Here is a 20,040-nt window from a genome sequence, read left to right on the forward strand (position 1 = left end):
GAGACTCTAATTTGTTTGCCTCGCTACCGAAGTAGGTTGGCTGTTAGAACTCAATCTGTACGAGTGCCCACACAGATGATTGCTTTATATTGTTAAAGAACGTTTTGAGTCGCTTTAGCGTCTCAAGGGATGCGAATAATACACCCTTTATTTTTCGAGTCAATATTTTGTTTTAAACTTTCTTTTTAGAAGATTCAAAACTGAAGTTTCACTTAACTCTCTGAGCCGCTGCTGCCTTGCTATGCATCGGCGTTTCCCGTCTCAGTGGGGTCGCATTATAGGGAGAACAGATTTTTACGCAAGCGTTTTATTGATAAAACTTTAAATAAAACACTGTTCGTTGAGTATTTGAGCTAAACACATTAAAAAAACAACATAACTAGCACTTTATTAACATTTAATACCTTTTAAAGTGTTTGTTATAGCCTGCGCTATCAAATAATAATGTCTATTGTTCTACTATTAGGCCGTATATCTAAAAGCTATAGTTAATACCAGCGTAATAACGACGACCTGAGTAGCTAGTATTGAGTAATCGTGCATCGGTGTCATTTCCTAAACGCGTTACTGATTCAGATTTAGTTAAATTAATAACTGCTGCGGTAAGGCTTAGCCCATCGTATAAATTTACGGATGCATTTACATCGAGTTGTTCGTAAGGATCTTGGTATACATTTAACCCGCTATTTAAACCGAGTACTGTTTCGCCTCGCTTATTATAAGAAGCACGTACATTAAAATAATCAGCTTCGTAATAAACAGAAGTATTGTACTGATATTTGGCGCTGCCAATTAGTGGCGATTGACCGAACGCTTCGCCATTTATAGTAACGTCTGCTTTATTAGTTTTGTTGTAGGTATAGTTTGCGTAAAACCCAAAACCATTATCAAATGCATGCTGAATAAATACTTCCGCGCCTTTTGATACTGCATCGGTGCCATTACCTACAGTGCTATAGGGTGCAATAGTAATAGTACCACTATCTACTATGTTGGTTTTTCCTGCAAAGCTTTGCTGTGTATCTATTACAAGCGGTACGACAAAGTTATCGACCTTTTTGTAAAATAGTGCCAAACCTGCTGCTGAGCCTTCGCTGTAATAATACTCAATAGATAAATCGCTCTGTACTGACTCAAACGGTTTTAAGTTTTTATTACCACCGCTGCCACTAAAACCAGGAAGCTCGTTAAATGCAGCTCTATCATCTGCCCATTCATCCGATACAAATGTAATACGCTGCTGCGCACCTAAATCGCTGTAATCAGGACGAGACATTACTTTAGCTATTGCTCCTCGAATAACTAAATCATCGGTTGCATCCCAGGCTATATTAAAGCTTGGCAAAATTTGAGTGTCTTTATTTTGCTGAGAGACTAATTGATAGTCTTCTACAAAACGAGCATCACCTGTTACTGGCTCTCCTGTTTCATCATTTGTATGATCTAATTGATAGGTATATAGGTCGGTTGATGAAGTAAATGTTTTAGTTTGTACTACGCGTACGCCCAAATTACCTCTTACTTCACTAAATTCAAAATCACCTTGAATATAAAAAGCAGATATTTTTTCTTCTATAACGTAAACAAAGTTATCTTCAATTCGTGTATATGGGTTGTAGTTAGCTGTCACTAAATCACGATATTTATCCCAATCAACACTTGGCATTTGGTTTATGCTAAACCCACCTATTATATTTGTTTGATTGGTGAATACATCTTGTGCCAGCGGCATCCCACCATTCCATTGATAACTATCGAACTGCGTTATTCCTTGCTCACTTGCTTCACCTGCAGCAATATCAAAATTAGGATCTAAAAAAAACGTATTACCTGTTTCTCGATGAAGTGTCGCATGGCGATATTTAGCGCCTGTTCTAATGGTTTTTAAAAAGCCCCAGTCAACATAAAAATCGACATCTGCTTGATAATAGTCTTCTTCAAGCTCGCTGCGTACAAAGCTTGAGTTTGATGAACCCGCATCACGCCCACCACCAATGCCATTTTGTAAGTTAGCGAGTGTGTTTGGATCAATATTAAGTGATACGTTATCTTGCTCTAGTGACCAACCAGCCGTTTGAGCTGCGTTTTGTATAGTCGCTGCGTTTTCTCCCGCATTAGAACTTTTATACGCCGCTTCCCAGCTTTCCTCTGGGCCGCCCTCTGATTCTGTATTACCAATTACAAAGCGTGCTTTGAAGTTATCACCCTCGTAAGTTAAGTTAAAATCAAACGTGTCTGAAGTTGACTCTTCTCGCACATAGCTTCCGCGCATCCACGGAAACTGCATATCATTTTCGACGCCGCTTGCCATAGCATCGTACTGCATACCTGTTGCAATAGTGCCTGTTTCGTCGAGATTAACCGCCGTTAAAAAGTCAGGGTTGAGTGACCATTCAGGTATATCAATTACAGACTCAGTTCGGTCTTGCCCGAGTGTAAAACCAAAGTAATTAAAACCTAGCTCTAAACGATTTGTTGGCCGCCATTGCGTACTAAATTGAATCCCTTCGCGCTCACGTTTTTCGTTTAGTACTGAGCCACGCACTACTTGTGGAAACCAAACGCCATCGTAACTATTACCACTTGCATCATTTATCGTATCCCAGCCATTATTGTTATCAACTGCGTTACCAGTAATATCAGTAGGCTGGCCGCCACCAGTGTAGCGCCAAACATTTGCATCGGTTCCACCTGAGATCGTTCTATTTGTTCTCTCTTGATAGGTATAACCCACTAAAATGCCAAAATTTTCATCATCGTTTTTCCACGGATACAACCCAGTAAATTGAGGTTCATACTCTTTGGTAACATCGGCGTAAGTGCTTTCTACATTAAATACACCTGAGTTCGCCTCTATACTTAATGGCTTTCGGCTATGCATTAATACAGTACCACCAACACCACCTTCATCTAAACGCGCTTCTGGCGATTTAAAAACTTCTACACTTTCAATCATAGAAGAGGGTAATAATGTGTAATCAAAAGAACGCGAAGGCTCGCCCGGAGAAGACGCAATAAAATTACCATTGAGCTGAGTAAACGTAAGCTCAGACGATAAACCTCTAATACTCACAGACGCACCTTCACCGCCATCACGTTCAATAACTACACCTGGAACACGTTGCAATGAGTCAGCCACATTTTTATCAGGGAACTTACCAATATCCTCAGCAGTAATTGCGTCTACGACAGATCCCGACATACGCTTAACATCTAAGTTTTCGGCCATGCTGGAACGTATTCCGCGCACTTCTATTACTTCCATCTCTTTTTTACTTATTGCATTTAAAGCTTCTTGCTCTGCATAGGCGTAACCTGAACCAAGCGCTGAAAGTACAGATAAATAAAGTGATGATTTACAAAGTTTTGAAAAAGGGAGAGAAAAATGGTGTGTTGATAACATGAGAGAGGCTGTTCCATTTAAACTTGCTTTACACAAGCTAAAGCAAATAGTTAATCCTTTTACGTAATTATGTTACGTAATGGCAAATTTTCGCCAATTTTACATAGCCAAACTTAATCGCTTGTTAACGCAAATAAAAAATAGATTATTAAACAGCCATTACTGTTAATTATTTTAAAGATATACTTTTAATAACTTCACCAAGCTCTAAAAGGGTTGGTTTCCCTCCATAATAATTTGTATCAATATGATAACTATTGCCAACCCAAAAAGGCGTTTTTGTTGAATTATGCCCATGAATAGAAAAATCAACGCCATTGCTGCTTATTATTTTATCGTGCTTAACTACATCACGATCCCACAGTAGCAACTCTACAACCACTGACTTATCATCGGGGTAATTATTCCAATCCCATATTTTAGGAAATGTGTGAGATAAACCAATTTTGTAACCACGATATTCAAGTACTATAGAAAGCGGCTTACTTAAAAGCGCTTTACACATAACTTTAAGCTTTTCACTTGAAATTGATTTGTGCCAATTACCACCATTTTCTGTCCATAATTTATATGCAGCTTTATCGTTACTCAATAACGACTCAAGCATTAAATGCTCATGATTACCTAAAACCATAAATGCATTAATGGCTTGAAGGTAAGAGAATAAATCCGGGGTTTGCTCACCTCGATCAACAAAATCACCTAAGCAAAATAAAAAATCTATCTGCGGGTCAAAATTTACTTTATTAAGTTCATGCTTTAAGGCGGGTAAGTCACCATCAAGATCGCCAATAACAAATACGCGACAATCATTATCAAGCGATATAACGTGTTTAGAGGGTGCACTTTGGATAGCGTTAGTACCTATTTTCAAAATAGACTCCTATAAATCTAACCCTATATCTAGATTAAACGTTAAGTTTATAAAGTACTAAAGTAACACACTATAATTAACATTTAATGAAGCTAAAATAATATTGGCCTCTCGGGATTGAAGTATGTTCAAGTTATAAGCAACCTTAGAGGAAACTATATTTGTACTATATTGTGATCACTTGAAAGGTTTATTAACGCGAACTAGTTAACCTGACATACTTTTGAGCTAATTCATCAAGGTTTTCACGATTATTAGGATCGGGTTTTATACAATTGATTGGGCATACCATAACGCACGTAGGATTATCATAATGCCCTACACATTCTGTGCACTTTGCAGGGTCTATTTGATAAATTTTAGTCCCCATAAAAATGGCAGTATTCGGGCACTCGGCAACACAAATATCGCAGTTAATGCATTTATTATTTATAAGTAAAGCCACTTTTTAGCCTTTTAATTAAAGTTTTATAAAACACAGAGCGATTAAAAATAAAGTGGTTATAACTTTTTATTTAACACCGATTACGCAACGCTAAATTATACCTTTGAGACTCTTTTACGATGTTGATCTTAATCAATACATAATTAAGCAATACTCTTGCTTATATTACTTCATCATGTCCAGGGTTTCACAAGCCAACTTCAGCCTTTTTAAGCTTAAACACTAATGAAGTTTTACTGTCCCACTGTTAATATTGACGTTAGCTAAAACAATGAATTAAATTTTAATAGTATAAGTGGATTAAATGGCTACTAATTACTCTCTCGATGATTTGCGTTACTTTTGCACCATAGTAAAACGAGGTAGCTTTAAAAAAGCATCAGTAAGCCTTGATATGTCACTATCAACTCTAAGCCGTAGAATACGTTTATTAGAGCAAGGCCTTCAATTAACGTTACTAAATCGAGATGCTCATCGGGTAACACTTACGCATACTGGTGAGTTATATTACGACCGCTATCGCAAGTTATTTGACGAGGTAGAGTGTATTGAGCAAGCACTTTGTGAGGAGAAAGAGCAGCCTAAAGGGAAAATTAGGATCTCTGCCCCCATTTACATGGGTAAACACTTTTTAAGTGCTATTTTTTGTGAATTTTTACTGCAATATCCCGATATTCAATTAGATTTACGCTTTTCCAATAATCTAATTGATATTGAAAAACAAGGGATTGATATAGCGTTTAGAGTAAGAAATCCTGCTATTGATAATTGGGTTATTAGGGAGCTTAAGTTTACTCATAATCTGCTGTGTGTTCACCCAAATTATGCTCATCATCCCATCAATCATCCAAAGCAATTAGAAAAGCACCCAAAAGTAACTTGCCTTGGGTTAGTTCCGTGGCAGTTAAAAAACCAGCAAACGAGTGAAGAATACAGTTTTAATCCCAACACGTATGTCCGATTAGAAGTTGATGAAATACAAATGATGAAACAAGCCGTTGAGTCTGGTGTAGGCATTAGCTACATTCCTGATTATATAGCATTGCCTCTTATTAAAGCCGGAAAGCTTAAACGTATTCTTCCTGACTGGAAAAGTGACGGGCAGCCTTTTTCTATGCTTTATCGCGACAAAAAACAAATACCTTATCGGGTACGACTGTTAATAGAACATACATTGCACCACTTTAACGAAAGGTAGCAATATATGCTTTTAAAAAGGAAGCTTTAAACGTTTAAAAACTAAGCCTAAGTACAATTACACCTAAAAATGCTGTTGCTAATCCTATCATTTCTTGGCGAGTAAAAGACTCTTTTAAAATGATGCGTGAATAGAGCAAAATAATTAAAATGTTCATTCCGGAAATAGCCGAAACAAGTCCTGTGTTACCTAGCGAGAATGCCGATATTATTGCCACCATACCTGCCACGTTTGTTAATCCAATCAGTAATCCGCACGAAAATGTTTTACTCTCAGACCAATACGTATCAGAACTGTCTTGCGCTGTAAATGCATTTTTACGCTTTACTAACCAACTGACAGCAAATAGAAAACTGCCAAACCCAAACATAGAGGTTAAAGTGGCGAACGTATCTGCCTCAAGAAGTGTTGATTGCTTACCCATTAAATCATTAAATGCAAAGGCAAGTGCAGCAAGTAATCCCCATTGTGCACCTTGTAGGTTGTTCAACGAAATATCGCTTGAATAACGAATGATATAAAGGCCACCAAAAATAATGAAAAAGCCAATTAATTGAATTGTTGTTAAGGTCTCCTGCCACAATAAAAAAGCAAATAAAAGGACAAACAAAGGCGTTAATCCAGATAAAACACTAATTAAAGATGCCTTACCAACCGAAAACCCCTTATGCAACAAACCATTAGCAGCAAAAGAGCCAAACCCTAAAGCCAGTCCAACCGTAATGTCTGCCCAGCCATACCATGTGTGCTCAAATACCACAGTACCTAGCGCACTAATAATAAACCCAACAAAAAATACACCGAATAATAATAAGTTACGGTTAATCTTTTTTTGCGACGTCCATTGATACAATACCCCTCGAGCACCAAAAAAAACGGTCGCGAGTAATGCAAAAATTATCCACATACAAAAATGATTCCTTTAAAAAATAATGGAGTAACAGTGAGGAGCGATTTAACAACACGTGTTAAGTACGAATATCCATTATATTCGCTTTTAAAACTTTATAAATAAGCATTAATGACAATGTAAATTCCATAAATGGTATTTAAAAAATAGTAGATGAAGATATAACTGCTCAGCATCACTCTATAAATCATATTTAATAATAAAATAGCTTTGAGCAGTTATTAGAGTTGCTCCTAACTGACCTCTTTGAATGGATTTCGGGTATCTTGGTGTGCATCTAGATTACGCATTAAAATAGCGTGATCTAAGTTAACGCTCTCATCTAGCGGGATTTTTACAATGTGACCAGAACCTTTAGCATCGCTAATACTTTCTCCCTTTTTGTTTTGCATGTGTTCAAGCGTAAAAGAAATGTTCCCTTGTGGGGTCATCAGTTCAAGTGAATGGCCTGTGCAAAATTTATTTTTAACGTCTATGTTTACTAATCCATTTTCGTCACGCCCTAGCACTTCACCTACAAATTGCTGCTTAGTAGATACCGAGTGACCGTATTCGTAGTTTTGATATTCTTGATGGGCATGGCGTTTTAAAAAGCCTTCGGTGTAGCCTCTATGTGCTAAGTTCTCAAGCGTTTTAAATAAGTTAGTATTGAATGGTTTACCCGAAGCTGCATCGTCTATTGCTTGTCGATACACTTGCGCGGTGCGCGCTACATAATAAAATGATTTAGTACGCCCTTCTATTTTTAAACTATGTACGCCCATTTTTGTTAGCTGCTCTACGTATTGTACGGCGCGTAAATCTTTGGAATTCATAATATACGTACCGTGTTCATCCTCGAATGCAGGCATATACTCACCAGGGCGACCTTGTTCCTCTAACATAAATACATCGTTGCTTGGCGCGCCTTCACCTAGTGTAGGAATAACTTGTTTAGGATCAATTTTATGCACCATCTCACCGGTTTCGTTTTCAATGCCTGGTTTTACATCGTAATCCCAGCGACATGCATTTGTACATGTACCTTGGTTTGGGTCGCGCTTGTTTATATAACCCGATAATAAGCAGCGACCAGAGTACGCCATACAAAGCGCACCATGTACAAACACCTCAAGCTCAGTATTTGGGCAAAGCGTGCGTATTTCCTTAATTTCTTCAAGCGACAGTTCTCTTGATAAAATAACCCGCTCAATGCCCTGCTTCGCCCAAAACTGCACACTAGCAAAGTTAACGGCGTTTGCTTGCACCGATAAGTGAATAGGCATGGCAGGCCACTTTTCACGAACTAGCATAATGAGCCCAGGATCTGACATGATCAGCGCATCGGGCCCCATAGCTATAACTGGTTCAATATCTTGTAAGTACGATTTAACCTTAGCGTTATGCGGGGCAATATTTGATACCACATAAAACTTTTTATTTAGTGCATGTGCTTCATTAATGCCAATTTGTAAGGTGTCTAGGTCAAACTCATTATTTCGTACACGCAAACTGTAACGGGGCTGCCCTGCATACACGGCATCTGCGCCATAAGCAAAGGCATAGCGCATATTTTTTAAGCTCCCTGCAGGGCATAACAGTTCAGGTACAAAAGAAGTTAAAGAAGAAACAGTTGGCATGTGCGCTCCATACATCGAACCGAGTATAAGTCGGTTGCATGATTAATTAATTTACAAGCGCGGCATTATAAATCCGCCAAGCATTGTGCTTTTGATCAAGATCACAAAACTGCAATCAAACTGGTTTTTAATAAAATTAGGATTTTTCAGCTAAAGCGCGTATAATTCGCGCCCGTTAATATTCACACTTTTACTTATAAATTATTGGAGCATTAAGATGGCTTTAGAGCGTACTTTCTCAATCGTAAAACCAGACGCAGTAGCTAAAAACCACATTGGCGCTATCTACAACCGTTTCGAAACTGCTGGCCTTAAAATCGTTGCAGCTAAAATGGTTCACCTTTCACAAGAGAAAGCTGAAGGTTTCTACGCAGAGCACAGCGAGCGTCCTTTCTTTGGCGCTTTAGTATCTTTCATGACATCTGGTCCAGTAATGGTTACAGTTCTTGAAGGCGAAAACGCTGTTCTTAAAAACCGTGAAATCATGGGTGCTACTAACCCTGCTGAAGCACTAGCTGGTACTTTACGTGCAGACTACGCTGATAGCATCGACGAAAACGCTGTTCACGGTTCTGACGCTGTTGAATCTGCTGCTCGCGAAATCGCGTACTTCTTCGCTGACGAAGAGCTTTGTTCACGTACTCGTTAATTCGAACTCGTTAACAAAATGAAAAGGGCTTTCGGGCCCTTTTTTAGTCATTACGTAAAGTATTCATAAGTACATTTTTGATATTTTACTTAATGATTAAACTGAGTGAATTGTGTACAATTCGTCCTTGTAAATTTTTATCTCCACCGTCACCGATTGAGGTTGTTTCATGACCGAGCAAAAAAAGATTAACTTATTAGATTTAAACCGAGATGCAATGCGCGAGCTATTTGTATCGTTCGGTGAAAAGCCATTTCGTGGCGACCAGGTGATGAAATGGATTTATCATTTTGGCGTAGATAACTTCGACGAAATGAGCAACGTAAATAAAAAGCTTAAAGAAAAGCTTAAAAACGAATGCGAAATTGTTGCACCAGAAATATCTGTACGCCAACAAGCGAGCGACGGCACAATCAAATACGCATTAGTACTTGAAGGCGGCCAAGAAGTAGAAGCTGTGTGGATCCCAGAAAAAGAACGTGCAACGTTATGTGTATCTTCACAAGTTGGCTGTGCTTTAGAATGTACGTTTTGTTCTACCGCGCAACAAGGCTTTAACCGCAACTTAAAAGTATCAGAAATAATTGGCCAAGTATGGCGCGTAGCTAAAGATATTGGCCTTGATGGTAACAGCGAAAAACGCCCTGTTACTAACGTAGTAATGATGGGTATGGGCGAGCCATTACTTAACGTTAAAAACGTAGTACCAGCAATGGAATTAATGATGGACGACTGGGGCTTTGGCTTATCTAAGCGCCGCGTAACATTAAGTACATCGGGCGTAGTACCTGCACTTGATTTATTAAAAGAGAAGATTGACGTAGCGCTTGCTATTTCACTTCACGCACCAGATAACGCACTGCGTGATATTTTAGTGCCTATTAATAAAAAGTACCCTATTGAAGAGTTTTTAGCGGCATGTCGTCGTTACATTGATGGCTCTAAAGCAAATAAAGACGTAACGATTGAGTACGTAATGCTTAACGGCGTTAACGACAGCACTGATCAAGCTCACGAATTAGTTAAAACGTTAAAAGGTACACCGTGTAAAGTGAACCTTATTCCATTTAACCCGTTCCCTGGTAACGAATACACGCGCTCTAGCAATAGCCGAATTGACCGTTTTTCTAAGGTTTTACAAGCTGCTGGTATTACATGTATTGTGCGCCGTACTCGAGGCGATGATATTGACGCAGCGTGTGGGCAATTAGCAGGTGATGTAGTTGACCGTACTAAACGCATGGCGAAAAAGAAAATGCGTGACGATAACGCTATTAGCGTTAATATTCAGCAAGCATAAGCCTATAACCACCCTGCGTATATTAGCTATGCAGGGTGGTTAAGTTGTTTATTTTTAAATAAATGATGCAACACGAAAGGTTTTAGGTAAGATAGGCGCTATGGACAAAAATAAAGAGACAAGGTAATGCGATCTATACTTGCTTTAACACTATCAGCACTTGCCCTAAGTGGCTGTGTTAGCGAAAGTAGTTATAACGGAAGTAACAAACCCGTCGTCAAAAATAAAATTAATAATGCTGGCGCAGCACGCACACGTATAGCTTTAGCCCTTCAGTACTTAAAAGCGGGTAACAACTCGCAAGCAAAATATAATTTAGAACGCGCATCTGAATTTGCCCCTAATTTACCTGAAGTTCACTACTCTCTTGCTTATTATTACCAACAAGTTGGCGAAAACGCTCGTGCAGATAAAGCCTACCAAAAAGCACTTGATATAAAACCAGACGATCCTAATACGCTAAATAACTATGGCGTATTTTTGTGTGGTATTGACGAGTACGACCGCGCAACAGACCAATTTTTAAAAGCTATTGATGTACCTAGCTATATTCGAGTTGCCGAAAGCTACGAAAACTTAGCCTTATGTGCCATTGAGTTTGACGACTTTGAAAATGCCGAAAGCTACTTTAAGCAAGCGCTCAATCATAGCTCGCAACGTACATCTACTTTAATTAGTTTAGCGGCACTGTATTACGCTAAAAGCGATTTACATAAAGCCGGCGAACTTGTAAAACGATACGATGATACAGGACGTGTATCTTCTCGCGCCCTAATGCTTAGCTACTTAGTTAAAAATAAAATGGGCAGAATAGAAGAGTCGGAAAAAATAGCCGCCACTATTTTACAAACTTACCCAAGCAGTAACGAAGCTTACGCAATAAGAGAAAAACGCACACGCTTTAACGAGTTTGAAATGCTACGCGAAAAATACCGCAAAGCTAAATTAGATGAGTTAAAAGAAGACGACAATGGCGCTCTAGTGGGTGCTAAACCAAAAATAAAAATTGTCAGAAAAAAAAGCGCATCGGCAAATGGCTCAACCAGTTTAGTTACAAAAAACAATCAGCCAACGGCAACACTACCGATAGTAGCCCATGCAGAAGACGCAAGCCCTGTTATTGCCCGAACAGTGCAAACGCAGCCAGCTCAAGCCGCAATAACTAACCAAGCTGATAAAAGCACAAAACAACTAGCAAATGCAGTACCTGCAGTTACAAACAAAGCTCCTATAGCAAAACCGGCACCAAGTGAAAAAGTATTAACACCAAGTGCACCAACCGATACATCAGCGGTTATGCTAGCACTTACTACAGAGCACGACTCGGCAGATAACATTGTTCCTCAGCCTGCCAAAATACAAAAAAGCCCACCTAAACCGAGTGTTTCTCCGGCAACGACTGCTAACGCTATGCAAGCTCCTGCTATCACAGACGATGAGGTTAAAATAATTTCATTTGGTGCGCCTAAAGCAGCCAACTTTAACTCACCGCAAACAACGAGCAACGCAACAACTGCACCTGTAAGGTCTGTAAAAGAGGAAGGCGCTGACGTGGTATTTTACGAGACCACTAAAGATGCTGGCGTATTTGATAATGGCGACTACCAAAGTAGCTCAGATATTGAGTTTAAACCTTACGATGCTGTGAAAAAAACAGAGCCGCCAATGCTCAACCCTAAAGTACCCGCTTTGCGAGTACCGTTTCATGTAATTGCTGCTGGCGAAAACCTATTTAGCATTTCGGTGCGATACAATGTTAAACTACAAAAGCTCCTGCAATGGAATGGTTTAAAAGAGTCGGATCGGGTGATGAATGGAAGTAAAATTTACCTAAACGATCCTAATATTTATTACGAAATTAAAGCTGGCGATTCCCTTTACGATATAGCTACCCAGCGGCATGTATTAATTGATGAATTAATGCGATGGAATAAATTAAGTCCTGATATAGCATTAACGCCAGGACATAGACTTTTACTAGTGGATCCAGACTCATACAAATTATGAATGAAGAAAATACGCAAGCTCAAAGCGAGCAGCCTACGGTTGGCCAAATATTAAAAAAACACCGTGAGCAAGCAAATGTTAGCATAGCGACTATCGCAGCCCCTTTAAAGCTGTCTGAATTACAAGTACAGCGCCTTGAAAACGACGAATTTGCATTACTAGGCCCTATTACGTTTGTGAAAGGATATATAAAAAACTATTGCCGCGAATTAAAAGTTGATAGCGCACCAATAATAGCGATGATGCCCGCACCGCCGGAGCCAACAAAGCCTGCTAACATGCAGAGTTTTTCGCGTCGCACAGAAAAAGAAGCAAACGATAGCCGCTTAATGTTATTTAGTTACTTAATTTTAGCGATTGTCATTGGCTCATCTGCTTTATGGTTTTGGCAAAATGCGACCCCAATTGAAGAGCAAACCAGCAATATAAATGTCGAGAACTCAAAAATGAGTGAACGCCAAGCTGCGCAGCCAACAGTTTTACAACAAGAGCAACAAGCCCAAATAGATGACGAATCGTTATTAACGCCGCAAAGCACACTTGCAACTAGCGAAACACTCACACCACAAACGCCTGTTGAAGCAGTACCCGCCGCACAACAAGAACAAAATACAGATAACCTAAGTACAATCGTAATGAATTTTAATGACGAAAGTTGGGTTGAAATTTACGATGGCGAAGGTGAAAAAGTAGCATTTGGTGTTAAAAAAGCAGGCTACAAAATGACTGTAAGCGGCACCCCTCCTTTTTCTGTTGTGCTTGGTAAGCATGACGTTGTAAGCATTACCCTAAACGGCGAACCTATTGATATTTCAGCGTTCCCTAAAAATCGTTTAGCTAAATTTAAATTACCATTAGCAGAGTAGTCGCTATGTTTTCAGAATCCCCAATTAAACGCAGAAAATCAACCCGCATTAATGTAGGCAACGTGCCTATTGGTGATGGTGCCCCTATTGCAGTGCAATCGATGACCAACACCGACACCATGGACGTTGATGCAACCGTTGCACAAATTCAAGCCATACAAGATGCTGGTGCCGACATAGTACGCGTATCAGTGCCTACTATGGACGCAGCTGAAGCGTTTAAAAGTATAAAAGAGCAAGTAAGTATTCCGCTTGTTGCCGATATTCACTTTGATTACCGCATAGCCTTAAAAGTGGCAAAATATGGCGTAGATTGCTTGCGTATAAACCCAGGTAATATAGGTAGCGAAGAGCGTATTAGAGCCGTAGTTGACTCAGCACGCGAACATAACATTCCTATTCGTATTGGCGTAAACGGTGGCTCACTTGAGCGCGACTTACAAGAAAAATACGGCGAGCCAACACCCGAGGCATTACTCGAATCAGCAATGCGCCATGTAGATATATTACGTCGCCTTGATTTTGATCAGTTTAAAATATCGGTAAAAGCGTCAGACGTATTTTTAGCGGTAGGCGCGTATCGTTTACTGGCTAAAGAAATAGATCAGCCATTGCATTTAGGGATCACTGAAGCTGGCGGCATGCGCTCAGGTTCGGTTAAATCAGCTGTTGGCCTTGGTATGCTACTTGCTGAAGGCATTGGCGACACGCTACGTGTATCGCTTGCTGCCGATCCAGTACAAGAAATAAAAGTAGGCTTTGATATTCTAAAATCGCTGCGTATACGCTCACGCGGTATTAACTTTATTGCCTGCCCTAGCTGCTCACGCCAAGAATTTGATGTAGTGAGCACCATGAACCAGCTTGAAGAACGCCTAGAAGACATTATTGAACCAGTATCGGTTTCGGTAATTGGCTGTGTTGTAAATGGCCCAGGCGAAGCCCTTGTGAGTGATATTGGCCTTGCCGGTGCAAACCGCCGCTCAGGTTTATACATTAATGGCGAACGCCAAAAAGCACGTATAGATAACAACAACATTGTTGACCAACTTGAAGGTTACGTGCGCGACTTTATTGCTCAAAAAGAGCAGCAAACACCTATCGACGTTAAAATAGTCGAATAAATACCGCATAAAGCGCCAAACAGCGGTGTTTGGCGTTTACCTTTATGGCTAGGGGATACCCAAACGACCCCAAGATACAGAATTCAGCGTTTCACAGGCTCTAAATATCAAGGCGTTACTTTGCAAGAATGGTAATCCCTTTTAAAAAGTAACAACGATGAGAGTAAGTACCTGTGAACCGCCCAACGGGTTGGTTTAAAAGCGATTTATACTGCGTTATTGATTTTAACAATAGAACCACTATTACTTTCAATCAATGCCTTGCCTAAATCGCTTTTAATTCCAACTGAAACTCGCATCATGGGGTCATTTGGGTATATAATGTCAGGTCAATTTTTAGCATTCTTGTTGTGTAAGCATTTTTTTATTACACATAAACAGTATTTAGGATTTATCAGTGGCAAAACAAATTCAGGCAGTTCGCGGTATGAACGATTGTCTGCCGGGCGACACGCAAGTTTGGCAGAAAGTAGAAAACATTTTACGCGAGACAGTAGCTTCGTTCGGTTATCAAGAAATTCGTTTTCCTATTGTAGAATCAACCGATCTATTTAAACGCTCTATTGGTGAAGTTACCGATATAGTAGAAAAAGAAATGTACACCTTTGCCGATCGCAATGGCGACTTGTTAACACTTCGCCCAGAAGGCACTGCAGTGTGTGTACGTGCTGGCAACCAAAATGGCTTACTGTACAATCAAGAACAACGCCTTTGGTACATGGGCCCAATGTTTCGTCATGAACGCCCGCAAAAAGGTCGTTACCGTCAGTTTCACCAATTTGGTTTAGAAACATTTGGTATTGCCACAGCCGACATAGACGCAGAAGTTATTTTATTAACAGCGCAATTATGGAAAGCGTTTGGCATTAGCGAGCACGTACGTTTAGAGCTTAACTCTTTAGGTTCTAACGAAGCGCGCGCCGATTACCGCGATGCTTTAGTGGCCTACCTTGAACAACATACCGACGTGCTTGATGAAGACTCAAAACGCCGTATGTATTCAAACCCATTACGTGTACTTGATAGCAAAAATCCAGACGTTCAAGCAATCTTAGTTGATGCGCCTAAATTATCTGAGCATTTAGATGCTGAATCAAAAGAACATTTTGAAAATTTATGTGAACGTTTAGACGCAGCTGGCGTCATATACACGGTTAATGAAAAGTTAGTACGTGGTTTAGACTACTACAACCGTACAGTTTTTGAATGGGTAACAGATAGCTTAGGCGCACAAGGTACAGTGTGTGCCGGCGGACGCTACGATGGCTTAGTTGAGCAACTTGGCGGCAAAGCAACTCCCGCAGTTGGTTTTGCAATGGGTCTAGAGCGCTTAGTACTGTTACTACAAGCACTTGAGTGCGTAGGTGACATTCGTCGTAATGCTGATGTATATTTAGCGGCAATGGGCGACAAAGCCAGCATTCAAGCACCAGCTATAGCAGCGCAACTGCGCAGCGACGTACCAGGTTTACGCGTTATGGTTCATGCTGGCGGCGGTAACTTTAAAAAACAATTAAAACGTGCTGATAAAAGCGATGCACTTGTTGCAGTGATTATTGGTGAAGATGAATTAGAAAAAGGCGTTGTGACCATTAAATATTTACGCGAGCGTAAAGAACAAGTCACATTAGAATTAGAACAAGCTAAAGCGCTACTAGCTGAGCTTATAAACAGCTAAGCGAACATTAGAGGTAAGAATGGACATTTATTCAACAGAAGAACAACAAGCAGAAGCCATTAAGCGCTTTTTCCGTGAAAACGGCCTTTCACTTGCGCTAGGTGTAATTGTTGGTTTAGGCGGTTTATATGGTTGGAAAGCATATAACCAAAACCAAATTACTACCGCTGAGCAAGCGTCTGATTCATACACTAAGCTTGTTGAAAGCGATGATGTTTTATCATCTGCAGATACATTTATCAGCGAAAACAAAGACACTAACTACGCAACCCTAGCTGCATTTGTAGCCGCTAAAGATGCTGTAGAAGCACAAAAGTTAGATGTTGCTAGCGAAAAATTAAGCTGGATAGTATCAAACGTAGAAAACACAGAGTTAAAAGCGATTGCCATTACACGTTTAGCACGTATTCAAATTGCACAAACTAAATATGACGATGCATTATCTACACTAAATGCACCATTACCAGAAGCATTTGATGCAAACGTTGCCGAGCTTAAAGGCGATATTTACACAGAGCAAGGTAATGAAGAACAAGCTCGTACTGCGTATCAAGCAGCAGTAGATGCAGGTGGATTAACAGGTAACCCACTTTTACAAATTAAGTTAGATGACCTAGCAGTAACTAGCCCAGCGGCATAAGGTTTTAGGTATGAGAAAAATAACTACAGCAACGCTTGCCTTATGTATGGCAACATTAATGGGTTGCTCATCAAGCGATGATGAAGACGAACTAGTACTACCTGAAATTGTAAATCAATTTGAAACAGACGTAGTTTGGCAAGAATCAGTGGGTGATGGCGTTGAGCATTATTTCTCTCGTTTATCGCCAGCGGTATATAAAGATACTATTTTTGTTGCCAGCCGCGAAGGCCAAGTAGAAGCGTTATCGCTAGCTAATGGCGATGTAAAATGGGAAACCGATGTACGCCAAGATTTATCTATCTGGCCTTGGAGCGACAACGGAACTGCAAAATTATCAGGTGGTATTTTGCAAGCCTATGGTAAAATATACATAGGTTCTGAACATGGCTTTATTATTGCCCTTGACCGCGAAACCGGTGAAGAAGTTTGGCGTAAACAAGTACCAGGCGAATCTCTGTCTAAACCAACAGCAGGTGATGGCCTAATTTTTGTAAATTTAGGTTCAGGTAAATTGTTAGCCCTTCACCCAGATACTGGCGAAGAGCGTTGGAGCTTTGAACAAGAAGTTCCACCACTTACTTTACGCGGCCAAAGCTCACCAACTGTTGCAAACGGTGGTGTTTTAGTAGGCCTTGAAACAGGCAAACTTAGCGTATTAATTTCAGACAGTGGTTATTCTGCATGGAGTGCCGAAATAGCAGTTGCTAAAGGTGCATCAGAATTTGAACGCCTTGTTGACGTAGATACTCAGCCACTTATTAGCGGCCCATACGCCTACGCAATTGCCTACAACGGTAACCTAGCTGCAGTTGATATTCGCTCTGGCAATGTTGTATGGAAACGTGAATACAGCAGCTACCGCGAAATTGCGATGGATTCACAAACTATCTACTTAGTAGATAGCGATGGTGTAATTTACGCATTAGATAAAAATTCAGGTATTGAACGTTGGAGCCAACCCGCTCTACGTGGTTGGTACCTAACAGGTCCTGCAGTTGCAGGTAACCACTTAGCTTTAGGTGACCAAGAAGGTAACCTACATTGGCTTAACAAAGAAACTGGCGAGTTAGTATCTCGTGAAGACTTTGACAGCTCAGGCTTTTTTGTTGAGCCTATTGTTGCCGACGACAAGCTAATTTTATACACCCGTGATGGTGAAGTTAGTGTGGTAAACATACCTAACTAACTAGCTAACACTTAAAGGTTTTTTGTAAGGCTTCGCACTGCGAAGCCTTTTGTTGTTTTTTAAAGAGGTAGTTTATGCTTCCCGTGATCGCTCTAGTTGGGCGACCCAATGTGGGCAAATCCACATTATTTAACCGTTTAACACGTACTCGTGATGCGCTCGTAGCCGATTTTCCAGGTTTAACACGAGATAGAAAATATGGCCAAGCTAATTACGATGGCTTTGAATTTATCGTGGTAGACACGGGTGGTATTGATGGCTCTGAGGAAGGCATTGAAACAGAAATGGCTGATCAGTCATTACTCGCCATTGAAGAAGCCGATATAGTGTTGTTTTTGGTTGATGCCCGCGTGGGCATGACCGTAGCTGACCAAGCCATTGCTAATCACTTGCGCAAGCAAGAGAAAAAGAGCTTTGTTGTTGCTAACAAAACCGATGGTATTGATGCAGACTCAAACTGTGCTGAATTTTACCAGTTATCATTAGGTGAAATACACCATATTGCTGCTGCACATGGCCGTGGTATTACATTACTACTTGAGCAAACTCTTCAGCCAGTAATTGCTGAACTAGCTGCACAAGACGAAGATGTAACAGACGATGACGAAAGCCTAATTGACCTTTATCAAGAAGGTGAAGGCGACGATACAGACCATCAAGCATTTGCAGATAAACCTGTAAAACTGGCTATTATCGGCCGCCCTAACGTAGGTAAGTCAACACTTACAAACCGTATACTCGGTGAAGAACGTGTAATTGTATACGATATGCCAGGCACAACCCGCGACTCTATTTATATTCCGATGACTCGTAACGACAAAGAATATATTTTAATAGATACCGCAGGTGTTCGTAAGCGTAAAAAAGTAAGTGACGTAGTTGAGAAATTCTCAGTAATTAAAACACTTCAAGCAATTGAAGATGCAAACGTTGTACTACTTGTTGTTGATGCCCGCGATGGTATTTCTGATCAAGATTTAAGTTTATTAGGTTTTGCGCTTAACTCAGGTCGTTCATTGGTTATTGCTGTGAACAAATGGGATGGGCTTGATGACTACGTTAAAGACCGTATTAAAACAGAGCTTGATCGCCGTTTAGGCTTTATTGACTTTGCACGCTTACACTTTATATCTGCACTTCATGGTACAGGTGTTGGCCACTTATTTGAATCGGTTGATGAAGCGTACGAGTCAGCAACTAAGCGTATTAGCACCGCAATGCTTCGCCGTATTATGGACATGGCACAGGCAGATCACCAGCCGCCACTTGTTCGTGGTCGTCGTGTTAAGCTTAAATACGCGCATGCCGGTGGTTATAACCCGCCACGTATTGTAATTCATGGTAACCAAGTTCACGATTTACCAGATAGCTACAAACGCTACCTTATGAACTACTACCGTAAAGCACTTAAAATTATGGGCACCCCAATCAAAATTGAATTTAGAGAAGGTGATAACCCATTTGCAGGGCGTACTAATAAAGTAACGCTTTCGCAAAAACGTAAAATACGTGCTTTTGCAAAAGAAAACCGTAATAAATAAATTCGTTAGAGTTAATTTATTACAAAAAAACGGCGTACTTTTTAGTACGCCATTTTTTATTGAAGATTAAGTAATGCCAATTGCACCAACCGCTCAACTGTGGTGTCTTGGCTATTTTTAGGCGCTTTGGGGTAATACTTAGATTTTGGCGACTTAATAGTTATAAACCCATGATTGGTGGCCATTTCGTGGGCTAACAGCTTACGCTCTTTGGGTGTTAAATGGTTTTCGTGTATTTTTGCAAGCTCCCCACTATCAAGCCATATGCCAGCGCAACCTGGGCACTCGTCAATCTCAACCACTTTGAGCGGTGAAAAATACCGGCGCATCATCACAATACTTGGGCATTTAGGGCAATTTACTCGCGATGAGACTTCGCCCTCGCCTTCGGTATAATTACTCAAATACTTAAGTAGAACCTGACCATGCTTTAACTCAGGCGAGCTAAACTTAAAAATTTGGCTGTTATCAAAAAATACGCCGCCTTGCGCTGACGTAAAAACAGTAATCCCGCCAATTAACAACGGCTCAAGAGAGGTATTTGTGCGTGGGCATAACATTCTAAAATCCTTTTATTTTAATACTTAACTTACACTA

Annotated in this window: 16 protein-coding genes; 10 read left to right on the plus strand and 6 right to left on the minus strand. The window is 40.2% G+C overall.

Annotated elements, in window-relative coordinates; all coding sequences use genetic code 11:
* Positions 1-475 precede the first annotated feature (475 nt).
* The 3 genes from CWC11_RS01670 to CWC11_RS01680 form a co-directional block, all read right to left on the minus strand.
* Entirely contained in the window at positions 476-3,403 is a 2,928-nt protein-coding gene (locus CWC11_RS01670) for a TonB-dependent receptor (RefSeq protein WP_138681326.1), read from the minus strand.
* 169 nt (positions 3,404-3,572) lie between these two features.
* Entirely contained in the window at positions 3,573-4,277 is a 705-nt protein-coding gene (locus CWC11_RS01675) for a metallophosphoesterase (protein ID WP_138681327.1), read from the minus strand.
* Positions 4,278-4,470: 193 nt separating this feature from the next.
* Positions 4,471-4,722, minus strand: coding sequence for a YfhL family 4Fe-4S dicluster ferredoxin (locus CWC11_RS01680; RefSeq protein ID WP_138681328.1), 252 nt, complete (start codon positions 4,720-4,722; stop codon positions 4,471-4,473).
* A 304-nt stretch (positions 4,723-5,026) separates the two neighbouring features.
* Here CWC11_RS01680 and CWC11_RS01685 point away from each other — a divergent pair, with 304 nt between their 5' ends.
* Positions 5,027-5,920 carry a LysR family transcriptional regulator gene (locus CWC11_RS01685; RefSeq protein WP_138681329.1) on the plus strand — a complete coding sequence of 298 codons (894 nt, stop codon included), beginning with the start codon at positions 5,027-5,029 and terminating at the stop codon, positions 5,918-5,920.
* A 34-nt stretch (positions 5,921-5,954) separates the two neighbouring features.
* Here the strand turns inward: CWC11_RS01685 and CWC11_RS01690 are convergent, their stop codons facing one another.
* Positions 5,955-6,827 (minus strand): EamA family transporter, encoded by an 873-nt coding sequence (locus CWC11_RS01690; protein WP_138681330.1) that lies wholly within the window; start codon positions 6,825-6,827, stop codon positions 5,955-5,957.
* 236 nt (positions 6,828-7,063) lie between these two features.
* Positions 7,064-8,449, minus strand: coding sequence for a prephenate-dependent tRNA uridine(34) hydroxylase TrhP (gene trhP, locus CWC11_RS01695; protein ID WP_138681331.1), 1,386 nt, complete (start codon positions 8,447-8,449; stop codon positions 7,064-7,066).
* A gap of 217 nt (positions 8,450-8,666) precedes the next feature.
* On the opposite strand from trhP, the gene ndk reads away from it, so the two are divergent.
* The 9 genes from ndk to der all read left to right on the plus strand — a co-directional run bounded on the left by ndk (position 8,667) and on the right by der (position 19,443).
* The gene (gene ndk / locus CWC11_RS01700; protein WP_002961288.1) at positions 8,667-9,098 is read left to right on the plus strand and encodes a nucleoside-diphosphate kinase; all 432 of its coding nucleotides are present in this window, start codon (positions 8,667-8,669) and stop codon (positions 9,096-9,098) included.
* 169 nt (positions 9,099-9,267) lie between these two features.
* Positions 9,268-10,398: a dual-specificity RNA methyltransferase RlmN gene (gene rlmN / locus CWC11_RS01705; RefSeq protein WP_058550525.1), complete on the plus strand. Its 1,131-nt coding sequence runs from the start codon at positions 9,268-9,270 to the stop codon at positions 10,396-10,398.
* A gap of 126 nt (positions 10,399-10,524) precedes the next feature.
* A complete protein-coding gene (pilW, locus tag CWC11_RS01710) occupies positions 10,525-12,405 on the plus strand; it encodes a type IV pilus biogenesis/stability protein PilW (protein WP_138681332.1) in 1,881 nt (626 codons plus the stop codon).
* Entirely contained in the window at positions 12,402-13,271 is an 870-nt protein-coding gene (locus tag CWC11_RS01715) for a RodZ domain-containing protein (RefSeq protein ID WP_138681333.1), read from the plus strand. Before pilW ends, CWC11_RS01715 begins: the two co-directional genes overlap by 4 nt.
* A 5-nt stretch (positions 13,272-13,276) precedes the next feature.
* The gene (ispG, locus tag CWC11_RS01720; RefSeq protein ID WP_058550522.1) at positions 13,277-14,395 is read left to right on the plus strand and encodes a flavodoxin-dependent (E)-4-hydroxy-3-methylbut-2-enyl-diphosphate synthase; all 1,119 of its coding nucleotides are present in this window, start codon (positions 13,277-13,279) and stop codon (positions 14,393-14,395) included.
* A gap of 397 nt (positions 14,396-14,792) precedes the next feature.
* Positions 14,793-16,073, plus strand: a complete 1,281-nt coding sequence (gene hisS / locus CWC11_RS01725) for a histidine--tRNA ligase (RefSeq protein ID WP_138681334.1) — start codon at positions 14,793-14,795, stop codon at positions 16,071-16,073.
* Between the two features lie 19 nt (positions 16,074-16,092).
* On the plus strand, positions 16,093-16,713 hold the full coding sequence (locus CWC11_RS01730) for a YfgM family protein (protein WP_058550520.1): 621 nt from the start codon (positions 16,093-16,095) through the stop codon (positions 16,711-16,713).
* 10 nt (positions 16,714-16,723) lie between these two features.
* Positions 16,724-17,902, plus strand: a complete 1,179-nt coding sequence (gene bamB / locus CWC11_RS01735) for an outer membrane protein assembly factor BamB (protein ID WP_138681335.1) — start codon at positions 16,724-16,726, stop codon at positions 17,900-17,902.
* 74 nt (positions 17,903-17,976) lie between these two features.
* Entirely contained in the window at positions 17,977-19,443 is a 1,467-nt protein-coding gene (der, locus tag CWC11_RS01740; RefSeq protein WP_058550518.1) for a ribosome biogenesis GTPase Der, read from the plus strand.
* A 56-nt stretch (positions 19,444-19,499) separates the two neighbouring features.
* On the opposite strand, the gene CWC11_RS01745 is transcribed toward der, so the two are convergent.
* Positions 19,500-20,003 (minus strand): TFIIB-type zinc ribbon-containing protein, encoded by a 504-nt coding sequence (locus tag CWC11_RS01745; RefSeq protein WP_138681336.1) that lies wholly within the window; start codon positions 20,001-20,003, stop codon positions 19,500-19,502.
* Positions 20,004-20,040: the final 37 nt, after the last annotated feature.

Source organism: Pseudoalteromonas sp. S3178 (assembly GCF_005886985.1).
In the GTDB taxonomy this organism is placed as follows: Bacteria; Pseudomonadota; Gammaproteobacteria; order Enterobacterales; family Alteromonadaceae; genus Pseudoalteromonas; species Pseudoalteromonas carrageenovora.